Origin of the sequence: Bacillus sp. FSL L8-0099 (genome assembly GCF_038006385.1) — a bacterium.
Classification (GTDB): Bacteria; Bacillota; Bacilli; order Bacillales; family Bacillaceae_G; genus Bacillus_A; species Bacillus_A toyonensis.
This window is the reverse complement of sequence record NZ_JBBOVC010000001.1, coordinates 2,085,238-2,104,771: the sequence shown is the minus strand read 5'-3', so window position 1 is coordinate 2,104,771 and position 19,534 is coordinate 2,085,238. Positions and strand designations below refer to the sequence as shown.

The following is a 19,534-nucleotide window of genomic DNA, read 5'->3' as shown; positions in this document are numbered from 1 at the left end:
CACCCCTAGTTCACGCGCGTCACAGACCATGTTTTGGCTGGACGCTGGATATAATAGTGATTTGCATCTTGATTTACCCGAGGAAATGATAAATCTGGTAAAGAACCATAATCAAACAAGATATTATTCTTCGTATCCAGTACTTGCAAACGTCCTGTAAGAATACCTTTTGGGTTTCGTACTGCTTCAAATACGATAATATTCACGCCATATTCAAGTGGAATATCTACATATGTCGGATTGTTTCGGATGAAATAATTCTCTTCGATTAATTTATCATTACAGTAAATATTTAATAAATCGCCATCCTCTAAATCCCAATCCCAAAGTTTTAAACGTAATGTATCTACATTTACTGTAATACCGGTTATATCTGTATAGGGAGCAGGTTCGTACCCATAGTTAACAGTTAAATCTAAAGTTTGATAGAATCCATCATCTGCAGAAATCATTGTATTAATTCCTTTAACAAAGTAATTCCACTGTTGACCAGAATCTCTATTGTAAACAGAAATAACATCAAATAATTGAATCCTTGGATCACCAACTACTGCTACTGTTAATGTTCTGAACTTCTGAATTGCTTTTAAATGATAAGCTGCAGCAACCGCTCTTCTTGCAAAGAATGTTGTTGCCCAGGGAACTTCTATCATTTCCTCTCGTAAATCACCCTGCGATACATTTTTTAATAGAAACGAATTAAGAAATCCGTTTGCGTAATCTCCACATTTAACAACAATACTGTTACTTATATCCTGGTCAGTTAGCTGCATATCTAAAGAGATAAGGTTTTCCCCTTCTCTAAAACTAAACTTTGCAGGTTCATTAATTGCATAGTCTGGCATTTTCATAAATGTGCAACTTCCATCTGGTTCGTGTTTAATATAGTGGAATGTTGTATCTATAATATCGCGTACAATTTCATCCCATTTCTGAAATCTCTTTCCTGTTGCCCCTTCTACAATCCAGCTCTGATTGGTTCCAGGAATATTTACTCTGCTACCGTGCAATTGAACTCCTGCTTTTTCAAAGAAGAACTTCACAACATCATAAACATTACCGGTAGGTGCAACAATTTCATCTGATCCAGGTGTTGGGATTACTGATTTATGTAAAACCTTCTTATAGGATGTAGTGCAGGTAACTGAAATCGTACCGCTTTCGGCATTTACCTTCACATCAGATACAAAACCATGTATATACGGCAAAGCTTCTTCACCATAGCCAATAGACACTTTAAATTCAGTCTGCGGATATAGCTGGTTTGTATTTGTTACCTCACTGTTATAAAACCATTCTGAAATAGAAGAGAACTTACCATACCAGTTATCAGGAGCCATTTGGCCGTATTCATTCGCAAAGGTAATAGTAAATGTACTAGCAAACTGATCTGCGTTCTCCTGCACTTCTAAGCCTATTACACGGTGTTGTATTTGTACGTAAGAAGAAGAGTCCCTTCTTTTCATATAAACAATTAAATTAGGGGAGTTATTCCCCACTTGGAAATAGCTCCCCAACATTCTAATTAAAGAAATAGATCCTTCTCTCACATTCCATCAACTCCTACTCCTGCTTGTGACATGGATATTAATTTGCATTTTGCTATGACTAGCGTTCCTTTTCGTATTGCATCTACTTCATCCGGCGGGATAATACCCCCGTAGGTGCCGTAATCACCTGTAATAATATGAGGGCGATATATTTCCCTCATGAACTCACGCCAATGATCGATATCGTTGAATAGAGCCGTAAATTCTACTTCACAACCTTTATTTCCCGCACTCTGGTAACGAGGATATCCGTGCATGACATTATAAGTTTTTAAGCCATCTAATGATTTCGGTAATTTTGTTTGTTCAATTTTTTCGATATTAGGTACATGTCCAAAAGCATAATAATGTACGTCGCGTATATATGCAATATCAGAGGAACCATAACCGATTGTTGTAAATTCAATCGTTTGTGGACCTGCACCTACAAAGATTTCTCTCGCTTCCCAATCATAAGGACCTCGTGCTCTGAATCTCTCAATCCCATTAACCCGAACAACAAAGTATTTATTCGGTAGCATTCCATCAGAACCAATAGGAACCTGGGACAAAAACGAAAAGTTATATGTCCCTGGCCATGAGAAATCAATAGTATATCTTATTGTGTCTTTTAACTCTGCAGCCTTTCCTAAAAGATGGTATGAACCAGCTCTTCTATGCAATGTTTTTAATATACTCATACATTTCGCACCGCCATTCCCATTAGATCATCAGCAACTACGTTTTGTAGCAGCTTTCTCATTTTTACAAAGTCGTCTGCAGATTGTAGTTTTTCAACAGAGACTTTAAATGTAGCATTTTGAATTGATACGCCATTATTTGTTTTCTTCTCAACGTGGGTTTGTCCCGCAAATGGATGTGCAGTTTTACCGATTAGATCAGCAGAACGTGCGCCCATTTGTCCAATTTGATTAGATACATCGGTTACCAGTTTCATTGGTTTAGGTGGAACGACAGCTTTATTTAATAGTTCAGAAGCTTTGTCTACTGCAGGAATCATTTTTTCCATCCCTACACCAAGACCTTCTGTAATATAGCCCCCGTATTCCATCATTAACCGGGATGGGCTTCGGATACCAAAGAACTTTAATACGGCTTTAGGTATTCCCGAAACTACGCCCTTAGCTTTTTTTATAAGCCAATCTGCCATACCGGACATACCTTCACCGATACCTGCGATAATATCTTTTCCCCAGCTAACTGCATCTTTTGCTACATTTTTTACTATAGAACCAACCTTACTAAATACATCTTTTACAGTATCTACAACCCCTGTAAAAGCACCAGTAATTGCTTTCTTTATAGTTTTAAAGCTACTAACAATAAATTCTTTTATACCGCCAACAACATCGGTTATTGTGTTATATAATTTGTTGAAATTTGTAATTACAAACCCAACAAATTCACGTACTGCACTAATGATTATTAACTTTATAAAATTCCATGCCGCTTGAATAAAGTTTTTAACTGCATTCATCACGGAAGTAATTATGTCTTTAATAAAGTTGAATGCTGTTTGAACAGTATTTTTAATGAAATTCAAAACAGTAACAAATACTGTTTTTATAAAATTCCATGCTGCAGAAATGATAGTTTTAATCACATTCATTACTGTTGAAATCACATTTTTTATGAATTCAAAAGCAGCACGAATAAATGTTTTCAAGAAATTAAGTACAGTGGTAAAAATCGTCTTAATGATATTCCACGCTGTACGGAATATAGTCTGCCATAATTTAACGGCTGTTAGGAATAGAGTCTTATAGAAGTTAAAAGCGCCTACTAAAATAGTTTTGATTAGGTTTAAAGCGAAAGAGAATACAGCTTTAATTGCATTCCAACCAAAGGTAATTATATTTTTCATTAAGCTAAAATAAAATTTAACTACTTTTACATAACCGTCCCAAGCCTTAGAAAATATTTTACCTATGAATGACATTGCAGAACTAAATATCTTTTTTGTACCTTCCCAGAATCCAGAGAAGAACTTAGACAATCCATTCCAAGCTGATTTCGCACCTTTTACAGTTGCATCCCAACCTTTAGAGCAGGCATCACCAAGCCATTTAACTGCTTGTTTGGTATATTTAACGATGTCATCCCAGTTTTTATAAATTAGATATACTAATCCTACAATTGCTAGTATGGCAATTGTCCAAGGATTCATCAGTAATGTCATCATGGATCTGCCCAACAGTGCTAGGGCTTTTCCTATTGCCCCAAACATACCAATAAGTTTAGGGCCAACCTTTAACAATCCTGCAAATGCAGTACTTCCTAGAAAAGCAACGGCTCTTCCTATCATTCCGAACATACCTATTAATCTAGGGCCAAGTTTTAGTATCCCTGTAAATAGCATTGGTACTTTTGTTAATACTGGTACAAGGAATCTAAACGAACCAACAAATGCACCTACTCCACTTGTCATAAAGCCCATCATGGCAATTAATGGCCCTAATACAGCAACCATACCTAAAATTGCTACGATACCAATTTGAATTGGCTTAGGAATAGAACTAAATGCTTTTGCAGCAACTTCTACTGCTTTAATGATTGGAGGGAGTGCCACTTCTGCAATATCTAGAATGGCTTGTCCTAATGGTTCTAATGATGCCATTGTGGTACGAGCAAGTTTCTGCCAACGAACACCAAAAGCTTCTTGCTGCGTTTTCTGCATTTTTTTCATGCTGCCATCAACGTTTTGTAATGCACCATCGGCGTTATTTAGCCCTAATACAGCTTCTGCACCCATGTCTTCCCATTTTGTACCGAATACAGCAACACCAAGCTGGTTTGCTTTTACTTTATCGTCCATCTTACCTAAATCACCTAAGACGGCATTAAATACATCTGCAGAAGTTCCTTTACCTTTATTGAAATTGTCCCAAACCTTTTGAGTTTCTGGGCTCATTTCTGCAAAGGCTTCTGTTACACCTTTTGATCCATCTTGTACACGAATACCGAACTCTTTCACAAGATCGTTTATGTAATCGAGATTATATGAACCATCTTGCGTTCCATTTGCCATAATGGTAAACATCTCTTCTGCAGAAAATCCTGCTTGTTTAAATAAAGGCGCGTATTCAGAAATGTTATCGAACATTTCATTTGAGAAATTTAAGCCTGCTTGTCCACCAGAAGCTAGAAGGTCAAATGTCTCTTTTGCACTTAAACCGAACTGATTCATAAGCTGTCCGGCCCCTCGTGTAACCTCATTAACATCTGTATCAAAAGTTTTCGCAAGAGTCATAGCGTTCTGCGTAGCTCCCTGCATTTCATCGAAAGAAAGATTCTTCATGTTTTGACTTACTTGTATTACAGCTTCATCAACTTCTTGAATACTTTCTCCAAATCCATCTTTCCAGGTATCTTTCGCAACATTACCAAGCTCTTTTGTAGCTTCTTTTGATAATCCGAGTGTAGATTCTAACTTTCTATTAGAAGCATCAAAATCAGACGCTACTTTTACAGCAGCAGCACCAATACCAGCTAAAGGCAATGAAACACCTGCAGTCATATTTGCGCCTGTTTCTTGCATCTTGCTACCTACATGGCTAATTGATTCCCCTGCTTTTTGAAACTTATCATGCATTCCATTTGCAGTTTTTTGTACACGATCTTCGAATTGTTGTAAATCTTTATAAGCGCCTTCTGCTTTAATACCAATCGTTCCGAACAGTTGGAACATTTCAGCTAACATTTACGCACCCCCTTTCACGGGGCCGATAACCATTTTATTCTTCATCGTCTTCTTGGAAGTGAGCCATGATTTGAGCAACATGCGCTTCACACTCTTCTTTCGTCCATACTTCACCCATTTCATAAGATGATTCTTTATCGTCCTGGGTGTCAGTTAGTCCAAAGGCTTGAAGATAATCATTAAAAGTAGTACCTTCTTCAAGTTGACGAGTTTGAAAGCCAATGAACGCCATCTTCTTCCACTCATTTAGTTCTTCTTGCTGCTCTTCTCGTGCAATTAAAGAAAACAGGTCCATTAAACGCGAATACGGTATTGATAAGACATAATCATCTGTCCATCCATACCGTTTTTGGATTTTATCGAAAGCACGTAACATATTTTGTTCGGCTTCCTCTAAATATTCATCTGAATTTTCATTTACGCTAGGTTCGGCGCCGCTGCTGATTGGCTCCATTTCTCGCTCTGAACTTTCACGAGTCCCTTGACCTGGTTGAAAAAAGTCATTAAGTCTTCACTTTCTAATAGGCCCTGTATAACAGCAACCATTGCTTCCGGAGGGAACTGTCTAAACTCTTCTGCTTTCACTTTTAATAAACTAGCAAAGAACTCTGTAAAATCATCCTCACAAGCAGGGATCATCGTTAGAACACGGAAAGCAAATTCTAATCCTTTTTGTTGCTGCTTTTCTTTAAGTGCAACTAATTGTGCTTGTTTTTCTTCTTCTGGAAGAGATTCTGCTGCTTTAGTTAGTTCATCCATTGCTTGCTTATCCTTACCGAAATCAGCAAAGTTAACTATTGCGTTGCGTCCAACCTTCGAAATAATCTTAGCGAATCGCCAAACGTCCGTTACATTTAATCGTCGCATTGTTACTTTTTCACCTAAGATTGTAATTTCTGTACCGATATTCATCATTTTTTCTAATATAGAAGTCATTTTGTCCGCTCCTTTTTTGTATTCAGCTCGTTTTATGCAATAGAAAACCGACTACCATTTATGCGGTAGCCGGTGCTTTTTGTACTGTTACTTTCTTTTTCTTTGGTAAATAGATTTCGTATGGTGGTGTAGTTGGTGCAGATTCACTGTAATGACCGATAAATTTACATTTCAAACCAACCGTTCCTTTACCGTCTTTTAGATCTACTTCAATAGATGAAACTACCATTGCATTACGAATTACAAAAATGACTGGTAGCTCACTACCCGAAATCATACCAATGAGTGCAATATCATGATAGTTTGAATCCGGAATATCATTTGAAGGTTTCATAATATCGTAATCTGTTTCAGTTGTACTATCTACCGTCATCCCTGGTAAAGCTAACTGCAGGTTTTCTTTTGTAAACTCTACTAATGTAAGTTCTACATGTGGTTCATCTTTTAATAACCACTTACCACGCACCATTTTACCTAGTACACCATCAATATCTGCATCATAATACTCACGATCAAAACCCACTTTAGTTCCGCCTGTAGTCGCTCCTACAAGTTCACCTAATTCTTTTACACTTTTAAACCCTTTGTACATGACACCAGGACCGATAACAAAATTATCTGTAGTCCCTTCACGGACACCATTAATTAATTTCCAGCTCATTTGCCCTACCCCCTAATACAAGTCCGTTCGCATGGTTCGGACAAGAAATTTCGCATTTATATGAATGATAGTTGGGTCTTCATCTGGTACCGGCAGTTTACCTGCACGATGTATAGAAAGTATCCCATCATCTTTTAAGCCAACTTCTCTATCTAGTAACTTTTCAATACGTGTAGCAATTAACTTTGCCTTATCATAATCCCCATTATCACAATACACATCGAAATTTAGAATCATACGATCTATAATTTCAACATCATCCGGATTATCTGCTTCAATTCTCATAACTACATAAGGCATTTCCATATCATCTTGTGCAGTCTGGAATGAAAGAGCAGGGCCTTTGTCCTCGCCTTCACCATATTCTGATAGATTAGCTTTTATTATTTCATCGTTCTCTACAAGCATTCTAATAGCTGCAATAGCGTTAGACATCTATTACCCTCCCATCATTCTTTTAAGTTCTCTGCGTTCTTTTTCAAACGCTTTTAATAGGAATGGACGGGCTTCCATATGACTTGTACCAGTTTCAAGCCATATTGCTTTCTGCAAGTCGCTCCCTACTGCACCCAAAACCTCTGATTGTGACCGTTTAACATTGTATTTAATCGAGTTTAACAAGTCACCGGTACGAACAGCAGGAGCTTCACCTGGTTTAGAGGCAGTATATTTACGACTCGTATGAGGTATTTTGTATTGTTTACCGCTACGGCTACCCGTGAGATTCTTCTTCACTTGATTTTGTAAATGAATAGATGCTGCTGTGACCTTTTCAACACACATAGCGTTAATATGCGTCTTGATTTGCTCCATATTGCTTGAATACTCAATTTCTACTGAATTAGCCATATAGAATCATACCTTTTCGCAATAAATTTCAATGTGGTGATTCATAAACGCAGGATTACGCGGTTCGCCTTTTACTTCAAACATATAATCAACGCCTAATTCTTCACTTTTGAAATGAATACGATCATTAGGCTTAATTTTGTAAGAAGCAGGTGCATATATCTTAAAGGTTGTATCAAAATTTTGTTTATCACGCTTAAACCTCTCATTATCAGCAGCAGAATTAGTAGTTACACGACAAGTCATATTCTCATAAATGTCTTCTTCTGTTTCTGCATAATTACCAGAGGATTGTTTCTTTTTCATTTTTCGTTTTACAACTACCTCATGAATATATAAATCATCCATTCCACCATCATCGAAATACATTTCGTTCATGTGGCCATCACCGGCTTAATTCTTGCTCTAAATCCTTTTAAACCATTGAGTATCTTATTGTTTGTAGCTGGTTCATCTAGCGTTTCTGGGCTAATCTGGTACGAATAATCACCAATACTCTCCGATGTCTTCATACCTTTTCGTTGTAAGTTAGCACGAACTACTGCAGAAACAACCAAATCAATAATGCATTTCTTCATAAGTACCTGCAGATCATCATAATCTTGTATCTTATATTCAAATTCATATAACTGATTTTCGGATAAACCATAAACAATACGCCCATTTACAGTAATAGAATCGGTCATATCTTGTTTAGAACTAACATGAGTTACTTTTGCTATAGATTCAGCCGGAAAGGAAAGCCAAGCTAGTTTGCTTGTTTGAATGATTTCTTTCATTGGATTCTCCGGCTTAACTCTTAAATATTTCTTAGCAATAACTGCATAGTAATCTATTAGTTCTTGAATAACCGTATCCGGCATTTTATGCACATTTACGCGGTCTTTAATGTCCTGCACGGTAATATCCATTATGTTTCTTTCTCCTTCTTATCGACTTCTTTTACAAGTTCAAAATGTCCAGTACTTACAAGATAATCAGCTTTATCATTTGCAACTGTTTCTTCTTGGCCATTCTTAAACTTTTGTCCATAAGCGGTGTAAGTGCCACCGAATCGCAGCGTAACTACTTTCATAATTAACACCCCTTTCACGAATGTAAACTTTTGCATGAAAGTTTACATTCGTATTGTTGGTTTTATTGGTTATATCTCGTTTCCTATTAAAAACAAGAAATTATAAAAAAAGTATACATTCAAAACCCTAATAATAAAGAGCTTGCGTCCATAAAAAATACGCCTGGTTATTAAGCACCAAACGTATCAGGAATATTTGTTAGAATTGCTACTGCATCCATTTCTTGAATTACAGCATCATCATCGAAGTGAATTACATAGAATCGTTTATCTTCCATTACTGCAGATTTACCTTCTGTTGTTTTACGAATGCGAGTTTCATATGTGTTAACAGCAATAAAGTTACGTGGATCTGCAAGAATAATAATGTCATCTGATAAAGAAGGAACTGTAACAATTCCGTATCCCATCGGTTTATTAACTTGGTCTCCCGCTCCTAGTAATGCAGCATCACCTGCACCTGTAGGACGGTTTGTTAAATATTCAATCCATTTTTCTCTACGATTTGGTGACATAATCCAACGTAGATTACTATTTTTATATTTATTTGGCATTACACCAGATAGGGCAAAGATTGATCCTTTACCAAATCCATTAGCTTTTGCTTCTTCCCCTGTACCAGTTACTAGTTTAGCGTGGTCAATAATATGAGATTCTTTTGATTTTAAAATCTTCTTCAACCAACCATCGTTAATTGATAAAAATGGATCAGATGATTCAACATCACCATTCCAGTGTAAATCCTCTAAATCAATACCTGTTTGACTTGACATAAGTGTCATTACAGTATCTTCAAAGCCTTCACCTTCAATATTTTCACGCAGAGTTTCTTCTGTAATTTCCCAAGGTAGACGAAGTGCTTTTGTATTGTATGGAATAGTTGATGTAGTAACACCTGCACGGTAATCCTCATCTTTATTCTCTGTTTTCTTACGTAGAATGCGGCCGCCAATACCAACTTTATCAAGTACACCTTGTTTTGCTTTACGCATTTCTTTTCGATGTAATTGAGAGAATGGTGTTGCGTCAAATGCCATTCTAAAGAATTCTTTACTTTGCTCCGGATTTAATAAACCAGAAGAAACTGATCCTGTAGTAATTGTCTTTTCAATTCTAGATACACGTTTTAATAAATCTTGATTGTTCATTGTGCCCATATTAATATTTCCCCCTTATATTACAGGTTAATTCCTGCCCATTTAGACTTTTTAATTTGTTGTTGTCCTGGTGTAAATTCTTCGTCTGGATCTAAACCTTTACGAATAGAGGCCGCGTTTTCGATATTCTCAAGACGTTCAGCAAATGGCTCCAATGCTTTTTGAATAACTGCTGCAACTTTCTCTTCATCCGTTTGTTCTTCTGGTGTCGGTTCTACTTCTTCACCATTCACTTGTTTTTCAATCTTATCTAACTTGGTAGCTAGTGGCTCTACTGCTTGTTTAACAATCTCTGCAATATCTTCTGCTTTCATTTCATCTTCCTCCTGTGGTGCAGCAGCTTCTTTTATTTCACTAATTAAAGCTAATGCTTCATCTAATTTTGCATGATTCTTTTGAGATAATACTTTCCCAGCTTTTTTAATACTTTCTAATACAATGCTTTCTGCTTGTACACTACCTTCTGATTTCGCGATGGTATAACCGCCTTTAATAGAAGAAAGTATGTCCTTCATATCATCAAGAGCAGCTGCCATACGGTCGATATCGGGATTACTTTCCCAAACCTCCCAATAGAACACATCTTCAAATAAATTAAAAACAGCCCGTAAATCACGCTTTTGTTTTTCATCAATAAAGCGGTCTTTTACTTCTCCTTTTGCGATTTTGTGAGTTTCACCTTTAACGAAATCTAGCATTTTTCCAATAAGGCCTTTATCTTCATGAGTAAAATCATCTGCCTTCGCGATTTCCACACGTTCACCAAAGCCACCCATAGAAAAACCGGTAACTTCACCTTTTTTAATTTCTTCCCAGGTGTCTGCATCATCGACACGAACAGTCATAAGCCATGTTCCTGCTTGTACTTCTTGTTCGCCTACTGTCATATCACTTTTAGCAATCCAGTTTTCAACCACAGTTCCTTTACCAGCGATTTCATCATGTTGCTTGTCGATGTGTTGGTAATTTTCCATAAAGGTATAAGCAGCCTTTTCTATTTCTTCTGCGGTCATTATGTCCCCATGTGAATCTTCTACATCCGGTTCATATACAACACCCGTAACAAGCTGCTTCTCTTCTTCTGTTTTAAGGATTGGAACTTGCTTTGATATATTTGGTTGTTTAGCAGATTCACTTTTCATAATGGCAAATTGACGACCGTTTGCGCCCTTTGTAACTAATGAAACATAACTGATATTGGCGTTTTTTAGTTCGTATCTCATTGTTTTACCTCCTTCCCTATAAATATTGGGGTTCCACTGTCAAAACGCATAGCAGCCAAATTAAAGCCGTATACGTTTTGACGATGAAACCCCAATCAAATAGGTGTATTTTATTACTCTTCTGAAATCATAGTACAGCGACAATGTGGATGAGCTGGCGGACACATCTTTCCGTTGCTAAATAGATCATCAATATCTACTGTTTCACCATGTAAACCACCGCATTCTTTACAAACACGTTCATCGTTTCCGGTAAGCCATGTTTTCTTATTTCTATTTGCGCCCTTATAAGCAATTAAATTGCCGTAATTCATTGCATATGTTGTTTCTGTACGTGCAATCATCATTGCTCTGTAGTTGCTTGCTTCTGACATTACATCTGCAATAGAAACACTTAATGCATCGACACCCATTCCCTCACTAAGATTCTTTAACATTGTTTCTCTTAATCTATCTTTAGTAGTTTCATGGATTCCCTTCGCTAATTCAAATGCATAAGCAGCAACCCATTTTGCAGTAACATCACCAATTGGATCTAATACCACCCAGGTTAAACCATTAGACGCTATAGCACTTTGTACAAATTCTGTTACATCATCCTGCAGAGTGTCTGTGACTTCATCGACAAACATTTGTCTTTCTTCATCCCAATCGACACTATCAAGAAATTCATCAACTTCTGATTCATCAATTACAGGAACAAATTCTTCATCTGCTTTATTAATACGAATTACGGGAAGCAGGTTTAAGAGCCGTTTTCCCTGTTCGGAAAAAAATCCGTTACTCTCTTTTGCATAGATTTCTCTACTTCTTCATGCTTTTCCCTAAATGTATTAATAGCAATTATGTTCTCTTGCTCATTATCTGCAGCTTTCGCAATTGGTTCAGGCGGAGAAGACTCAGTTTTACCATCAAAGAATTTATCTCCTTCTGGTACAGGTTCATAACCTACTACTTTACGAGACTCATTCAGTTTTAATATTCCACCCTCATAACTGTCTTTTGCATACTTTAAATCTGCTTCACGGTCACCCGTATCAATTTCATTTAATTTGAAATGCCAATCTAAACTACCTAGTATTTCAGCGAATACACGGAACAATTGATTGTTCAATCGATGCTCTAGGATTTCTTGACCAGGCTCTATAATAGAACGCTTGTACATCTCGTTCATTTCTTTAGCAGTTGTTTGCCCCAATGAACCTGTCATAGCCCAGCCGATACGATAAGGCGGTACACGATGGGCCACACATATCTCCATTGCGCTATCCTGTTTATATAAACGGAAACTACCTTCTTTTACATCTGGACTAATCTTTTCTAACCTTGCTTTCGCACCATCTGGCACAGGTACAACGGCTAATTTATGATGTTCTCCTTTTGTTTCTGCAGAGAAGAATGCTTTCAGTTCATTTTCTGTTCCAGAATCTACTTCATCGACTCCCTCAAGAAATAAAATGGAATCCGGGATGGTTTTACCTGTAAAAAAGTCGATATTGTAATCTCTTGCTGCTTGTGAACCAACTATTGAACCTATGGAACTAACGTAATTAGGTATTCCATAATAAGAAGAACGAGAACCAAATTTACGAATAACAATTACTTCTCCGGCTTTTTCTGTTCCATTTCCTGCAGGATCATCTGCACCTAAAGGCCTACCATCAGCAAGATGATAATCATCTGGATAATTAAACTTTTTAAACCATATTTCTTTATTGTTTACGATTTGAGCAAAGCGTATTTTGTCCTTATGAGCACGTACTGTATGTCCCGGTATATGATAAAGCTCTACCGGACTTTCACCTTTATTATCGCGAACAACTTCAACAATGCCCCAGCCAACTGTTTCATAATCCTCCCATACAGCTCTAAGAATTTCTGAACTTGTCATTTCTGGGTTGCACTTCCGCATGAAATTTTTTAGCATTTCATATTACTCTTGGCTCGCTGCTTCTTTTACTTCTTCAAAAGGCGCGAAGTCAAAACCGACACCCGCAATATCATCCACTTTCGCACTAATACAAGCAGAATGAATAGGATTACTTTCCTTTATATCCATCAGTACCTTCATATCATAAGGAGGTTTAACCAATCCCTTATCGCCATATATTTGCGCGAATGGGTCAACTGCCATTTGTTTGCTGTTATCTTCCTTATTCTTTGGATCATCTGCAGCTTTGCTAATTCCAAATACTTTTACATTCTTCATTGTTTTCTTATCGATCATACCGTTTATGTGTCCTCCTTTCTTCTATTAATAAAGAGCAAAAGAAATAGCCGAACAATAAATGCTCGACTACATTCTTTTAACCTTTCCACCCATAACTACTTTACGTTTACTCATATCGTCCTCACATGCATAACGAGTCATATCGATACTATGATTGTCCTTATCTTGTAATCTGTTTTTCGGATTACCATCTTTATCAACTTCATAATCAATATTTTCAAATTCACCTGCAGTTTTTGGACAACGCTCGGGATCAATTATGATTTCTACTAAATCATCTAACCATTTTTCTCCGTATTCAACAGAACCAGGCCCTTTAATTGCACCTTTTATTTTCTTGATATCATGATCGTTTTTCATTTCATCGATTGATTTTGGTTCAGAAGAATCCGCAATTATTTCAACATCATCCCAGCCGAGTTTTTTAATCTTTTCTGCTAATGAGCGGTTACTGATTTTAACGCCATGTATTTCACCGAATATATAAAGCTTTCTGCGCGTTTTATCATAATGCATACGACCAAAAGACAGCGCGTCATTCCCATAACCCCAGTCAATCCCTTGACGTATATTATCAAATGTTTTAATTTCTTCATCTGTAATACGTCTGAATGTGAGATTACTAAATGGAACAACGCCACTGCCTGTTGGTTTCCCTTCATATTCGTGTTCATATTGCTGTGGTTTAAGCCTTTTTGTTTCTTCTGCTTCTTCCACGAACTGCTTAGAGATATGCGGGTTATCATGATATGTACTATGATGTACAAATGTATTCTTTGGTCTGAATTGTGTTTCAAACTTCTTGTTAACCCAGGATTGTTTCCTTTTAGGTGGGTTATATGAATAGTACATCTTATAACGCAATCCATTCGGTAACTCTTTACGCAAAATAGATTTCTCTATTGTAGAAACATCTTCCTCTAATTTAAATTCAGCCAATTCTTCAAACCATGCAATAGCAACTGGATATTTCGCTATCTTAATAGATTTAATTTTCGCAGGGTCATCAGCACCACGGAATATCATTTTGTTCCCACGTGGCTTATAAATGATTTCCATTGGACTTTCTTTAAAACGAAATAAATGTTCTACACCTAATATTTCTATTGCTTCTTTTATTTGCTCATAGCAGGATTCCCTTATTGTATCCTTTACTTTACGTATGCAAAGAACCGTAATAGGAAACTGAATAAGATCCATAACAATACAAATGGATATATCAGTAGATTTACCTGAACCACGTCCGCCTTTACAAACAATTTTTAATATCGATTCACATTTACGAGCTAACCAAACTTGATGAAATGCCGGTGGAAGTATTTCACCGATTTGCTTTTTAGACATTTAAATCACCACTGATATTGTCTACAATGACAACTGGCTCAATATTGTTATCATCATTATTAGTATTAGATTTAATTTTGTCGATTTGAACCTGGATAAATTCAAGTTTGGCCCTTCGCTCATCATCTATATTTGCTAATCTATCAAAATCTCTAATAAGAGCAGACAAAGTAGAAAGGGCCTTAGATTGAGCATTTAAGAAACTCGCTTGTTTATCCCAAGCAAATTGAATTTCCCACTCTTCTTCAAATCCGCTTTCACTAAGTTTTTTCTTTCTTAGTTCCTTTGTCATGTCCTCTTTATTATTAACGAACATAATACGTTGAGCATGAATGATTTGAGCGTGCTGTAACATTATACTTTCCCATAGAATCGATAAAGGATCATTGTTAATCGCTTCCTCTAGCTCTTCTTTTAAATCATATAATTCTTTTGGTAAATACTTTCTATATAAACCATGAGTAGCAGCATTACCATTACGCAATGGAGCAGAACCTCCGGGATTACCAACAGCATTTTTATTGCCCTTTTTAGCTCCACCGCGATTGTTTACAGCATTCTTATTACCTTTGGGTGCTCCTGGTTTCTTTTTGGAGTACTCCGCATCTTTCTTTGGAGTACTCCGTTCATTTTTAGGAAGTACTCCGTTTAATTTGTCTATCCATTCATCTTTGGATTTCCACCCTCCAACCGTTTTTTCATTTACAGCTTTCTCGGATGTAGACAACAATTCAGCAATTTTACGATTAGTAATATCACCGTTATGTTCTTTAAATATTTCATACGCTTTGTTACGGTCTGGACTTCGTTGTCTGGCCATAATTACATAACACCTGCCCCCTTATCCAATTGTTTGCACTTCCTTCTCTAAACACTCAATGCATATATGAGCATTATCCGTATTTGCTTCACGGAGATATGTTTTATCAAAATGAGTAATAGTTAATGGCATTTTTAATGTCCACATGCAGGGTTCATTACAAACAGAGCATGTAGGAACGTTTATAGTTTCTTCTTCCATTTACACCACCTCACGGTAAACCCTAATTAACTATTGAAATTCCTAATATTAAGATGTAAAATAACGTTATCTTATATGCGCTTAAGATAGATCGGAATAAGAAAAGGAATCCTTAGGGGTTCCTTTTTCTATGCAAAATAAAAAAGTAGCAAATTCGCTACTTTTAATTAATTAACAATGATACAGTTGACCACGAATTTCGCCATTAGGATGTTGTACTGTATGAACATTAATATAAATGTTTCCAGCGATGATTTCATTTACAAGAGCATCTAATGTTTGGCCAGCCAACGGCCCAACCAAATCCTCTTGAGTGATCATTCCTGTAAAAGTTGCACACTCTATTGAAACTGGATTTGTTATAGGTCCGAATAAAAAAGCTACAACAGGACCGTTCGTTCCTTTTGCTCCTAGATGCAGATGGGCAACTACTACATTCTCTATATCGAATAACTCCAACTTAAATTTTAAACTAAGCTCGTCCCGGCTCAATTTAAAGAAAGCTTGTCCTCGAGCATCTGTTTCTACTGGTGGAACTTCATTTCTGCCACGTAACTTTGCGAAGAACATATTTATCACTCCTATGCTTTTTATTTACTCCTAATATATTCATGTCCTTCTGAAATGGTGACAAAATAAAAAAGCAGCTGTTAAGCTACTGTAATTGTTCAACTATCTCATTAAATAACTGTTGTCCTTTTTCTGGATATCTTTCTAATCCACCATCAGCAAAGTATTCACCTTCGTCACTTATCATCTCAATCAATACTTCTCCTTTTTCCCAAACCTGCAAAGAGAATGCAATGCATGATTCAAATTCTTTTAACGCTTCTTCTCTGTCTGCGGTAGCTAACATAATATCCGTATCAGCATGGTCCCACATCATAACTGTATAGACCCGCACGAAATCACCTCAAAAGAATCTTATTTTTAAAAATCCATAACAAAATTTGATGTATGCATGGGAAATGAATAGATATTCAAATTGACTACCGATAAGGTTACTTATGTAAACAAGGTTTTCGGGGAATATGCCGTCATACCAACGTTTTTGGCACTTTTGAGAACTACCACTTACAACATCTTTTATACATTGTTGATTTTACGCTGTTTTTACCCTAAAACATCTGCTTTTCCTTGCATAAACTTCACTTAGTTAACTATCTCTATTTTTATCGAAATTTACGTAACAAAATATATGATGTGTTACATTAGATGGTTTTTAAATCACCTTTACAATATTTGGTTTGTGTTGAGTTTGTTTTGTTAGAACAAGGTAAATCTATCAATTCTATTAAATCCATCAATTTAACTATTACATATTAATATTCAACTCATATACTGTAGTAGTTTACTAGAAGGGAGGCGTAACCATGGAAAGTTGCGTTGTGTTTGTAAATGGCCAACCTTTTTTAGTTCTTACAGTAGCTGGTATCGAGATTGCTAGATTAGAGATTTCTCTTCAAGTAGCATTAGCTCTAAGAGTGCTTGGAATACCGATTTGTGATTAATTGGCATATCAAAAGAAAAAGAGGGATTCAGCCCTCTTTTTTTATTTTTCTTATCTTTCATTTGCACCAATTTGATTCATCATTGACCCATTACGTTTATGGCATTTACAACCATCACGTATCGTATGAGAAGCCTCTTTAAATCCACAACTTTTATTCAAGCACCATTTTTTTAATGGTATTTTCAAAGTACAATCTCCTCCAAAATAAAAAGAACCCGAATGGATGCTCTGATATCAATTATTTATTTGTACTTTAATTACGGTAAATGAAGTTTTACCCTTCTTCCAATCACCTAATGTTGCTGCACCAATCTTTTTAAGCATTATTAAGTAACTGGAAGAAGAGCAAAAGCTCTCCTTAATAACGGTATCATTCAATCACTACCATCTGCTGGTTTCGGATTTTATGCGCCGTCATTACGAACCGTTTAGAATTTTAGAAAAAACATAGTGAATAGTGTTTTCCGCCACTTCTCACAATACAAATATAACACGTTTATACCAAAACAACCGGCACATTTCCTGCCAAAAAGCGGTCACGACTCTGCCACTTATTTTAATTCACTAAAAACCTTTATTTTTCTAGACAACCTCACTGCAACAGTCAAAGAATAGATTGAATTTTATTTAGGTATTATGCTTGATCTGATTGTAGGACATGTAATGGAGGCGGAATAATCCAACCTTTTTTCTTATTCAGACGAAGTAATATAACTCCAGCTTGTGCTTTTTTCATATGAAATTGACCAAACATCATTCCTACATCTTCTCGAAGGGATTGTCCCATAGCTTGGCTACATGCTACTAACCCAGCAGCAAGATCCATAGAAACTTTAGCTGCAATTTCTGCATCATTAATACGAGCGCCAGGAGGAATCGTTTCAATAGATGCAACTGGTCTTTCTGGAGGTGCTGGTGGTAATGCAACACCATTCAATTTTAATATATTTTTTAATTCTTCAACTTCTGATTGGATATCATTCTCTACAAGGTTTTCTAAAAATTTCTTTAAATCCTCGTCTCCTGTGTGGTTAATAAGAACTTGATATCCAGCAATTGCACCTTGTGCCGCTGCAAGGTAACTCCAAATTCCAAAGACTTCTCCGTAGTGCATTGGTTCATTTTGTGGATTTCCACTTAAAATACCCATAAAAATATTCCTCCTTAAAGAAATTAGACTTTTAGCAACAATACTTACTATAAAAAAAATTTTCCCAACCATGTTCTGGATTAAAGAAAATAAGTTCTTATAACTCATAAGGAACACCTTACCCAAATATAGTAATTACCCCTTATAGAATGTACCATTACCAAAAATTTATTCTTATAAATAATAAATACATTTCGATTAACTTAATCCATTATTATAAGTACTTTTAATAATAAAAATTAAAGATGTTTATCATAATTTCAATTCAAATGGTTTTATATATTTTCAAACGAATATTGTCTAAAGAAACTGGAGACATTACTGAATATGAAAGGAGGGGAAAACTATGAAGAAAAAATTCTCATCTATTTTAAGTGCTCTATTACTAACTATTATGGTTTTTGGTACCAATGTTCACGCTGAATACGATGGAAATAATATGGATAGAGTTAATAATAATGGCATTACAACTCGAGTTAATGACAATAACATGAATAGAGTGAATAATGATACTAGAACTCGAAATGTGAATACAACAAATGATTTGAACAATGATCGTGATGATAATAATAATTGGGCGTGGCTTGGTTTATTAGGACTAGTAGGTTTATTTGGTCTTAGAAGAAAAGAAAAAGAACCAGAAAGACGTTAATATAGAACATTGTATTTAAAAGATACTTACTTATCAAAAGAATGCAAAATGAATAAACTATGAATCGCCTTTAATGAGGCGATTTTTTATTTTTTCAAAATCAATAATAATTACATAAAAACGGAAACTATTAATAGGAAACAATGAATTTCTTAACTTGATGATAATGTAGCGTTACGTCCATTTGATAAACCACGCTTTTGTTTTATGCCGTTTCTTCACTTACCCATATCTTATATTGTGTGTAACTGCCCCCTTCGCTGAATCCCTTGGTATCATTGATTTCTTTTAACTTCCTCTTTTGAGTTACACAGTACGAAAATTATGAGTAACTGTATAGGGATACCACCAGCATTTTGCAAAATAACCTACGTTATGTGGAAAATAAAATAAGCTGCCCATGTGGACAGCTTATTTACATAATTATCGTTATTGGTAGTTAATTGAATAAATTATGATAGATCCCATCACAA

Annotated in this window: 23 protein-coding genes and 1 pseudogene; 2 read left to right on the top strand and 22 right to left on the bottom strand. The window is 36.0% G+C overall.

Annotated elements, in window-relative coordinates:
* Nucleotides 1–5: 5 nt before the first annotated feature.
* The 20 genes and pseudogenes from MHH42_RS10885 to MHH42_RS10790 all read right to left on the bottom strand — a co-directional run bounded on the left by MHH42_RS10885 (nt 6) and on the right by MHH42_RS10790 (nt 16,650).
* Nucleotides 6–1,550, bottom strand: a complete 1,545-nt coding sequence (locus MHH42_RS10885) for a hypothetical protein (RefSeq protein WP_097837854.1) — start codon at nt 1,548–1,550, stop codon at nt 6–8.
* On the bottom strand, nt 1,547–2,230 hold the full coding sequence (locus tag MHH42_RS10880; protein WP_340893370.1) for a hypothetical protein: 684 nt from the start codon (nt 2,228–2,230) through the stop codon (nt 1,547–1,549). The genes MHH42_RS10885 and MHH42_RS10880 overlap by 4 nt, the downstream gene beginning before the upstream one ends.
* The gene (locus MHH42_RS10875) at nt 2,227–5,250 is read right to left on the bottom strand and encodes a phage tail tape measure protein (protein ID WP_340893369.1); all 3,024 of its coding nucleotides are present in this window, start codon (nt 5,248–5,250) and stop codon (nt 2,227–2,229) included. Before MHH42_RS10875 ends, MHH42_RS10880 begins: the two co-directional genes overlap by 4 nt.
* A 34-nt stretch (nt 5,251–5,284) precedes the next feature.
* Nucleotides 5,285–5,704 carry a hypothetical protein gene (locus MHH42_RS10870; RefSeq protein ID WP_002106210.1) on the bottom strand — a complete coding sequence of 140 codons (420 nt, stop codon included), beginning with the start codon at nt 5,702–5,704 and terminating at the stop codon, nt 5,285–5,287.
* Complete coding sequence (locus MHH42_RS10865) at nt 5,668–6,186, bottom strand: hypothetical protein (protein WP_097837857.1); 519 nt, start codon at nt 6,184–6,186, stop codon at nt 5,668–5,670. Before MHH42_RS10865 ends, MHH42_RS10870 begins: the two co-directional genes overlap by 37 nt.
* 58 nt (nt 6,187–6,244) lie before the next feature.
* Complete coding sequence (locus tag MHH42_RS10860) at nt 6,245–6,847, bottom strand: hypothetical protein (protein WP_000118572.1); 603 nt, start codon at nt 6,845–6,847, stop codon at nt 6,245–6,247.
* A 12-nt stretch (nt 6,848–6,859) separates the two neighbouring features.
* The gene (locus MHH42_RS10855) at nt 6,860–7,282 is read right to left on the bottom strand and encodes a hypothetical protein (RefSeq protein WP_340893368.1); all 423 of its coding nucleotides are present in this window, start codon (nt 7,280–7,282) and stop codon (nt 6,860–6,862) included.
* A gap of 3 nt (nt 7,283–7,285) precedes the next feature.
* On the bottom strand, nt 7,286–7,696 hold the full coding sequence (locus MHH42_RS10850) for an HK97-gp10 family putative phage morphogenesis protein (RefSeq protein ID WP_000024032.1): 411 nt from the start codon (nt 7,694–7,696) through the stop codon (nt 7,286–7,288).
* Nucleotides 7,697–7,702: 6 nt separating this feature from the next.
* Entirely contained in the window at nt 7,703–8,074 is a 372-nt protein-coding gene (locus tag MHH42_RS10845; protein WP_044810142.1) for a hypothetical protein, read from the bottom strand.
* Nucleotides 8,071–8,607, bottom strand: coding sequence for a hypothetical protein (locus MHH42_RS10840; protein WP_097837859.1), 537 nt, complete (start codon nt 8,605–8,607; stop codon nt 8,071–8,073). Before MHH42_RS10840 ends, MHH42_RS10845 begins: the two co-directional genes overlap by 4 nt.
* Nucleotides 8,607–8,771, bottom strand: a complete 165-nt coding sequence (locus MHH42_RS10835) for a YqbF domain-containing protein (RefSeq protein WP_000869882.1) — start codon at nt 8,769–8,771, stop codon at nt 8,607–8,609. The genes MHH42_RS10840 and MHH42_RS10835 overlap by 1 nt, the downstream gene beginning before the upstream one ends.
* A 170-nt stretch (nt 8,772–8,941) precedes the next feature.
* Complete coding sequence (locus MHH42_RS10830) at nt 8,942–9,919, bottom strand: major capsid protein (protein WP_371399152.1); 978 nt, start codon at nt 9,917–9,919, stop codon at nt 8,942–8,944.
* Between the two features lie 29 nt (nt 9,920–9,948).
* A complete protein-coding gene (locus tag MHH42_RS10825) occupies nt 9,949–11,151 on the bottom strand; it encodes an XkdF-like putative serine protease domain-containing protein (protein ID WP_097837861.1) in 1,203 nt (400 codons plus the stop codon).
* A gap of 113 nt (nt 11,152–11,264) precedes the next feature.
* Nucleotides 11,265–11,783 (bottom strand): phage head morphogenesis protein, encoded by a 519-nt coding sequence (locus MHH42_RS10820; protein WP_097821193.1) that lies wholly within the window; start codon nt 11,781–11,783, stop codon nt 11,265–11,267.
* Nucleotides 11,784–11,896: 113 nt separating this feature from the next.
* Nucleotides 11,897–13,378: pseudogene (locus tag MHH42_RS10815) on the bottom strand (phage portal protein).
* Nucleotides 13,379–13,447: 69 nt separating this feature from the next.
* Nucleotides 13,448–14,725: a PBSX family phage terminase large subunit gene (locus MHH42_RS10810; protein WP_097927040.1), complete on the bottom strand. Its 1,278-nt coding sequence runs from the start codon at nt 14,723–14,725 to the stop codon at nt 13,448–13,450.
* Complete coding sequence (gene terS / locus MHH42_RS10805; RefSeq protein ID WP_097837864.1) at nt 14,718–15,545, bottom strand: phage terminase small subunit; 828 nt, start codon at nt 15,543–15,545, stop codon at nt 14,718–14,720. The genes MHH42_RS10810 and terS overlap by 8 nt, the downstream gene beginning before the upstream one ends.
* 21 nt (nt 15,546–15,566) lie before the next feature.
* A complete protein-coding gene (locus MHH42_RS10800; RefSeq protein WP_000390790.1) occupies nt 15,567–15,746 on the bottom strand; it encodes a hypothetical protein in 180 nt (59 codons plus the stop codon).
* Nucleotides 15,747–15,917: 171 nt separating this feature from the next.
* Nucleotides 15,918–16,316 carry a CHRD domain-containing protein gene (locus MHH42_RS10795; protein ID WP_071710024.1) on the bottom strand — a complete coding sequence of 133 codons (399 nt, stop codon included), beginning with the start codon at nt 16,314–16,316 and terminating at the stop codon, nt 15,918–15,920.
* An 85-nt stretch (nt 16,317–16,401) separates the two neighbouring features.
* Complete coding sequence (locus tag MHH42_RS10790) at nt 16,402–16,650, bottom strand: hypothetical protein (RefSeq protein WP_097837865.1); 249 nt, start codon at nt 16,648–16,650, stop codon at nt 16,402–16,404.
* 469 nt (nt 16,651–17,119) lie between these two features.
* Between MHH42_RS10790 and MHH42_RS10785 the strand changes: the two genes are divergently transcribed.
* Nucleotides 17,120–17,257, top strand: a complete 138-nt coding sequence (locus MHH42_RS10785) for a DUF3956 domain-containing protein (RefSeq protein WP_000443221.1) — start codon at nt 17,120–17,122, stop codon at nt 17,255–17,257.
* 50 nt (nt 17,258–17,307) lie between these two features.
* Here the strand turns inward: MHH42_RS10785 and MHH42_RS10780 are convergent, their stop codons facing one another.
* Both MHH42_RS10780 and MHH42_RS10775 read right to left on the bottom strand, forming a co-directional pair.
* On the bottom strand, nt 17,308–17,445 hold the full coding sequence (locus MHH42_RS10780) for a hypothetical protein (protein WP_179879229.1): 138 nt from the start codon (nt 17,443–17,445) through the stop codon (nt 17,308–17,310).
* A 448-nt stretch (nt 17,446–17,893) separates the two neighbouring features.
* A complete protein-coding gene (locus MHH42_RS10775) occupies nt 17,894–18,409 on the bottom strand; it encodes a DUF3231 family protein (RefSeq protein WP_185777150.1) in 516 nt (171 codons plus the stop codon).
* 346 nt (nt 18,410–18,755) lie between these two features.
* Between MHH42_RS10775 and MHH42_RS10770 the strand changes: the two genes are divergently transcribed.
* Entirely contained in the window at nt 18,756–19,061 is a 306-nt protein-coding gene (locus MHH42_RS10770; RefSeq protein WP_340893364.1) for a WGxxGxxG family protein, read from the top strand.
* The last annotated feature ends 473 nt before the right edge of the window (nt 19,062–19,534 follow it).

Bases quoted from the DNA above. Each gene is read 5' to 3' on its own strand.
- MHH42_RS10880 (WP_340893370.1), bottom strand. From the start codon at position 2,230: ATGAGTATATTAAAAACATTGCATAGAAGAGCTGGTTCATACCATCTT.
- MHH42_RS10875 (WP_340893369.1), bottom strand. From the start codon at position 5,250: ATGTTAGCTGAAATGTTCCAACTGTTCGGAACGATTGGTATTAAAGCA.
- MHH42_RS10870 (WP_002106210.1), bottom strand. From the start codon at position 5,704: ATGGAGCCAATCAGCAGCGGCGCCGAACCTAGCGTAAATGAAAATTCA.
- MHH42_RS10865 (WP_097837857.1), bottom strand. From the start codon at position 6,186: ATGACTTCTATATTAGAAAAAATGATGAATATCGGTACAGAAATTACA.
- MHH42_RS10860 (WP_000118572.1), bottom strand. From the start codon at position 6,847: ATGAGCTGGAAATTAATTAATGGTGTCCGTGAAGGGACTACAGATAAT.
- MHH42_RS10855 (WP_340893368.1), bottom strand. From the start codon at position 7,282: ATGTCTAACGCTATTGCAGCTATTAGAATGCTTGTAGAGAACGATGAA.
- MHH42_RS10850 (WP_000024032.1), bottom strand. From the start codon at position 7,696: ATGGCTAATTCAGTAGAAATTGAGTATTCAAGCAATATGGAGCAAATC.
- MHH42_RS10845 (WP_044810142.1), bottom strand. From the start codon at position 8,074: ATGAACGAAATGTATTTCGATGATGGTGGAATGGATGATTTATATATT.
- MHH42_RS10840 (WP_097837859.1), bottom strand. From the start codon at position 8,607: ATGGATATTACCGTGCAGGACATTAAAGACCGCGTAAATGTGCATAAA.
- MHH42_RS10835 (WP_000869882.1), bottom strand. From the start codon at position 8,771: ATGAAAGTAGTTACGCTGCGATTCGGTGGCACTTACACCGCTTATGGA.
- MHH42_RS10830 (WP_371399152.1), bottom strand. From the start codon at position 9,919: ATGAACAATCAAGATTTATTAAAACGTGTATCTAGAATTGAAAAGACA.
- MHH42_RS10825 (WP_097837861.1), bottom strand. From the start codon at position 11,151: ATGAGATACGAACTAAAAAACGCCAATATCAGTTATGTTTCATTAGTT.
- MHH42_RS10820 (WP_097821193.1), bottom strand. From the start codon at position 11,783: ATGTTTGTCGATGAAGTCACAGACACTCTGCAGGATGATGTAACAGAA.
- MHH42_RS10810 (WP_097927040.1), bottom strand. From the start codon at position 14,725: ATGTCTAAAAAGCAAATCGGTGAAATACTTCCACCGGCATTTCATCAA.
- terS (WP_097837864.1), bottom strand. From the start codon at position 15,545: ATGGCCAGACAACGAAGTCCAGACCGTAACAAAGCGTATGAAATATTT.
- MHH42_RS10800 (WP_000390790.1), bottom strand. From the start codon at position 15,746: ATGGAAGAAGAAACTATAAACGTTCCTACATGCTCTGTTTGTAATGAA.
- MHH42_RS10795 (WP_071710024.1), bottom strand. From the start codon at position 16,316: ATGTTCTTCGCAAAGTTACGTGGCAGAAATGAAGTTCCACCAGTAGAA.
- MHH42_RS10785 (WP_000443221.1), top strand. From the start codon at position 17,120: ATGGAAAGTTGCGTTGTGTTTGTAAATGGCCAACCTTTTTTAGTTCTT.
- MHH42_RS10775 (WP_185777150.1), bottom strand. From the start codon at position 18,409: ATGGGTATTTTAAGTGGAAATCCACAAAATGAACCAATGCACTACGGA.
- MHH42_RS10770 (WP_340893364.1), top strand. From the start codon at position 18,756: ATGAAGAAAAAATTCTCATCTATTTTAAGTGCTCTATTACTAACTATT.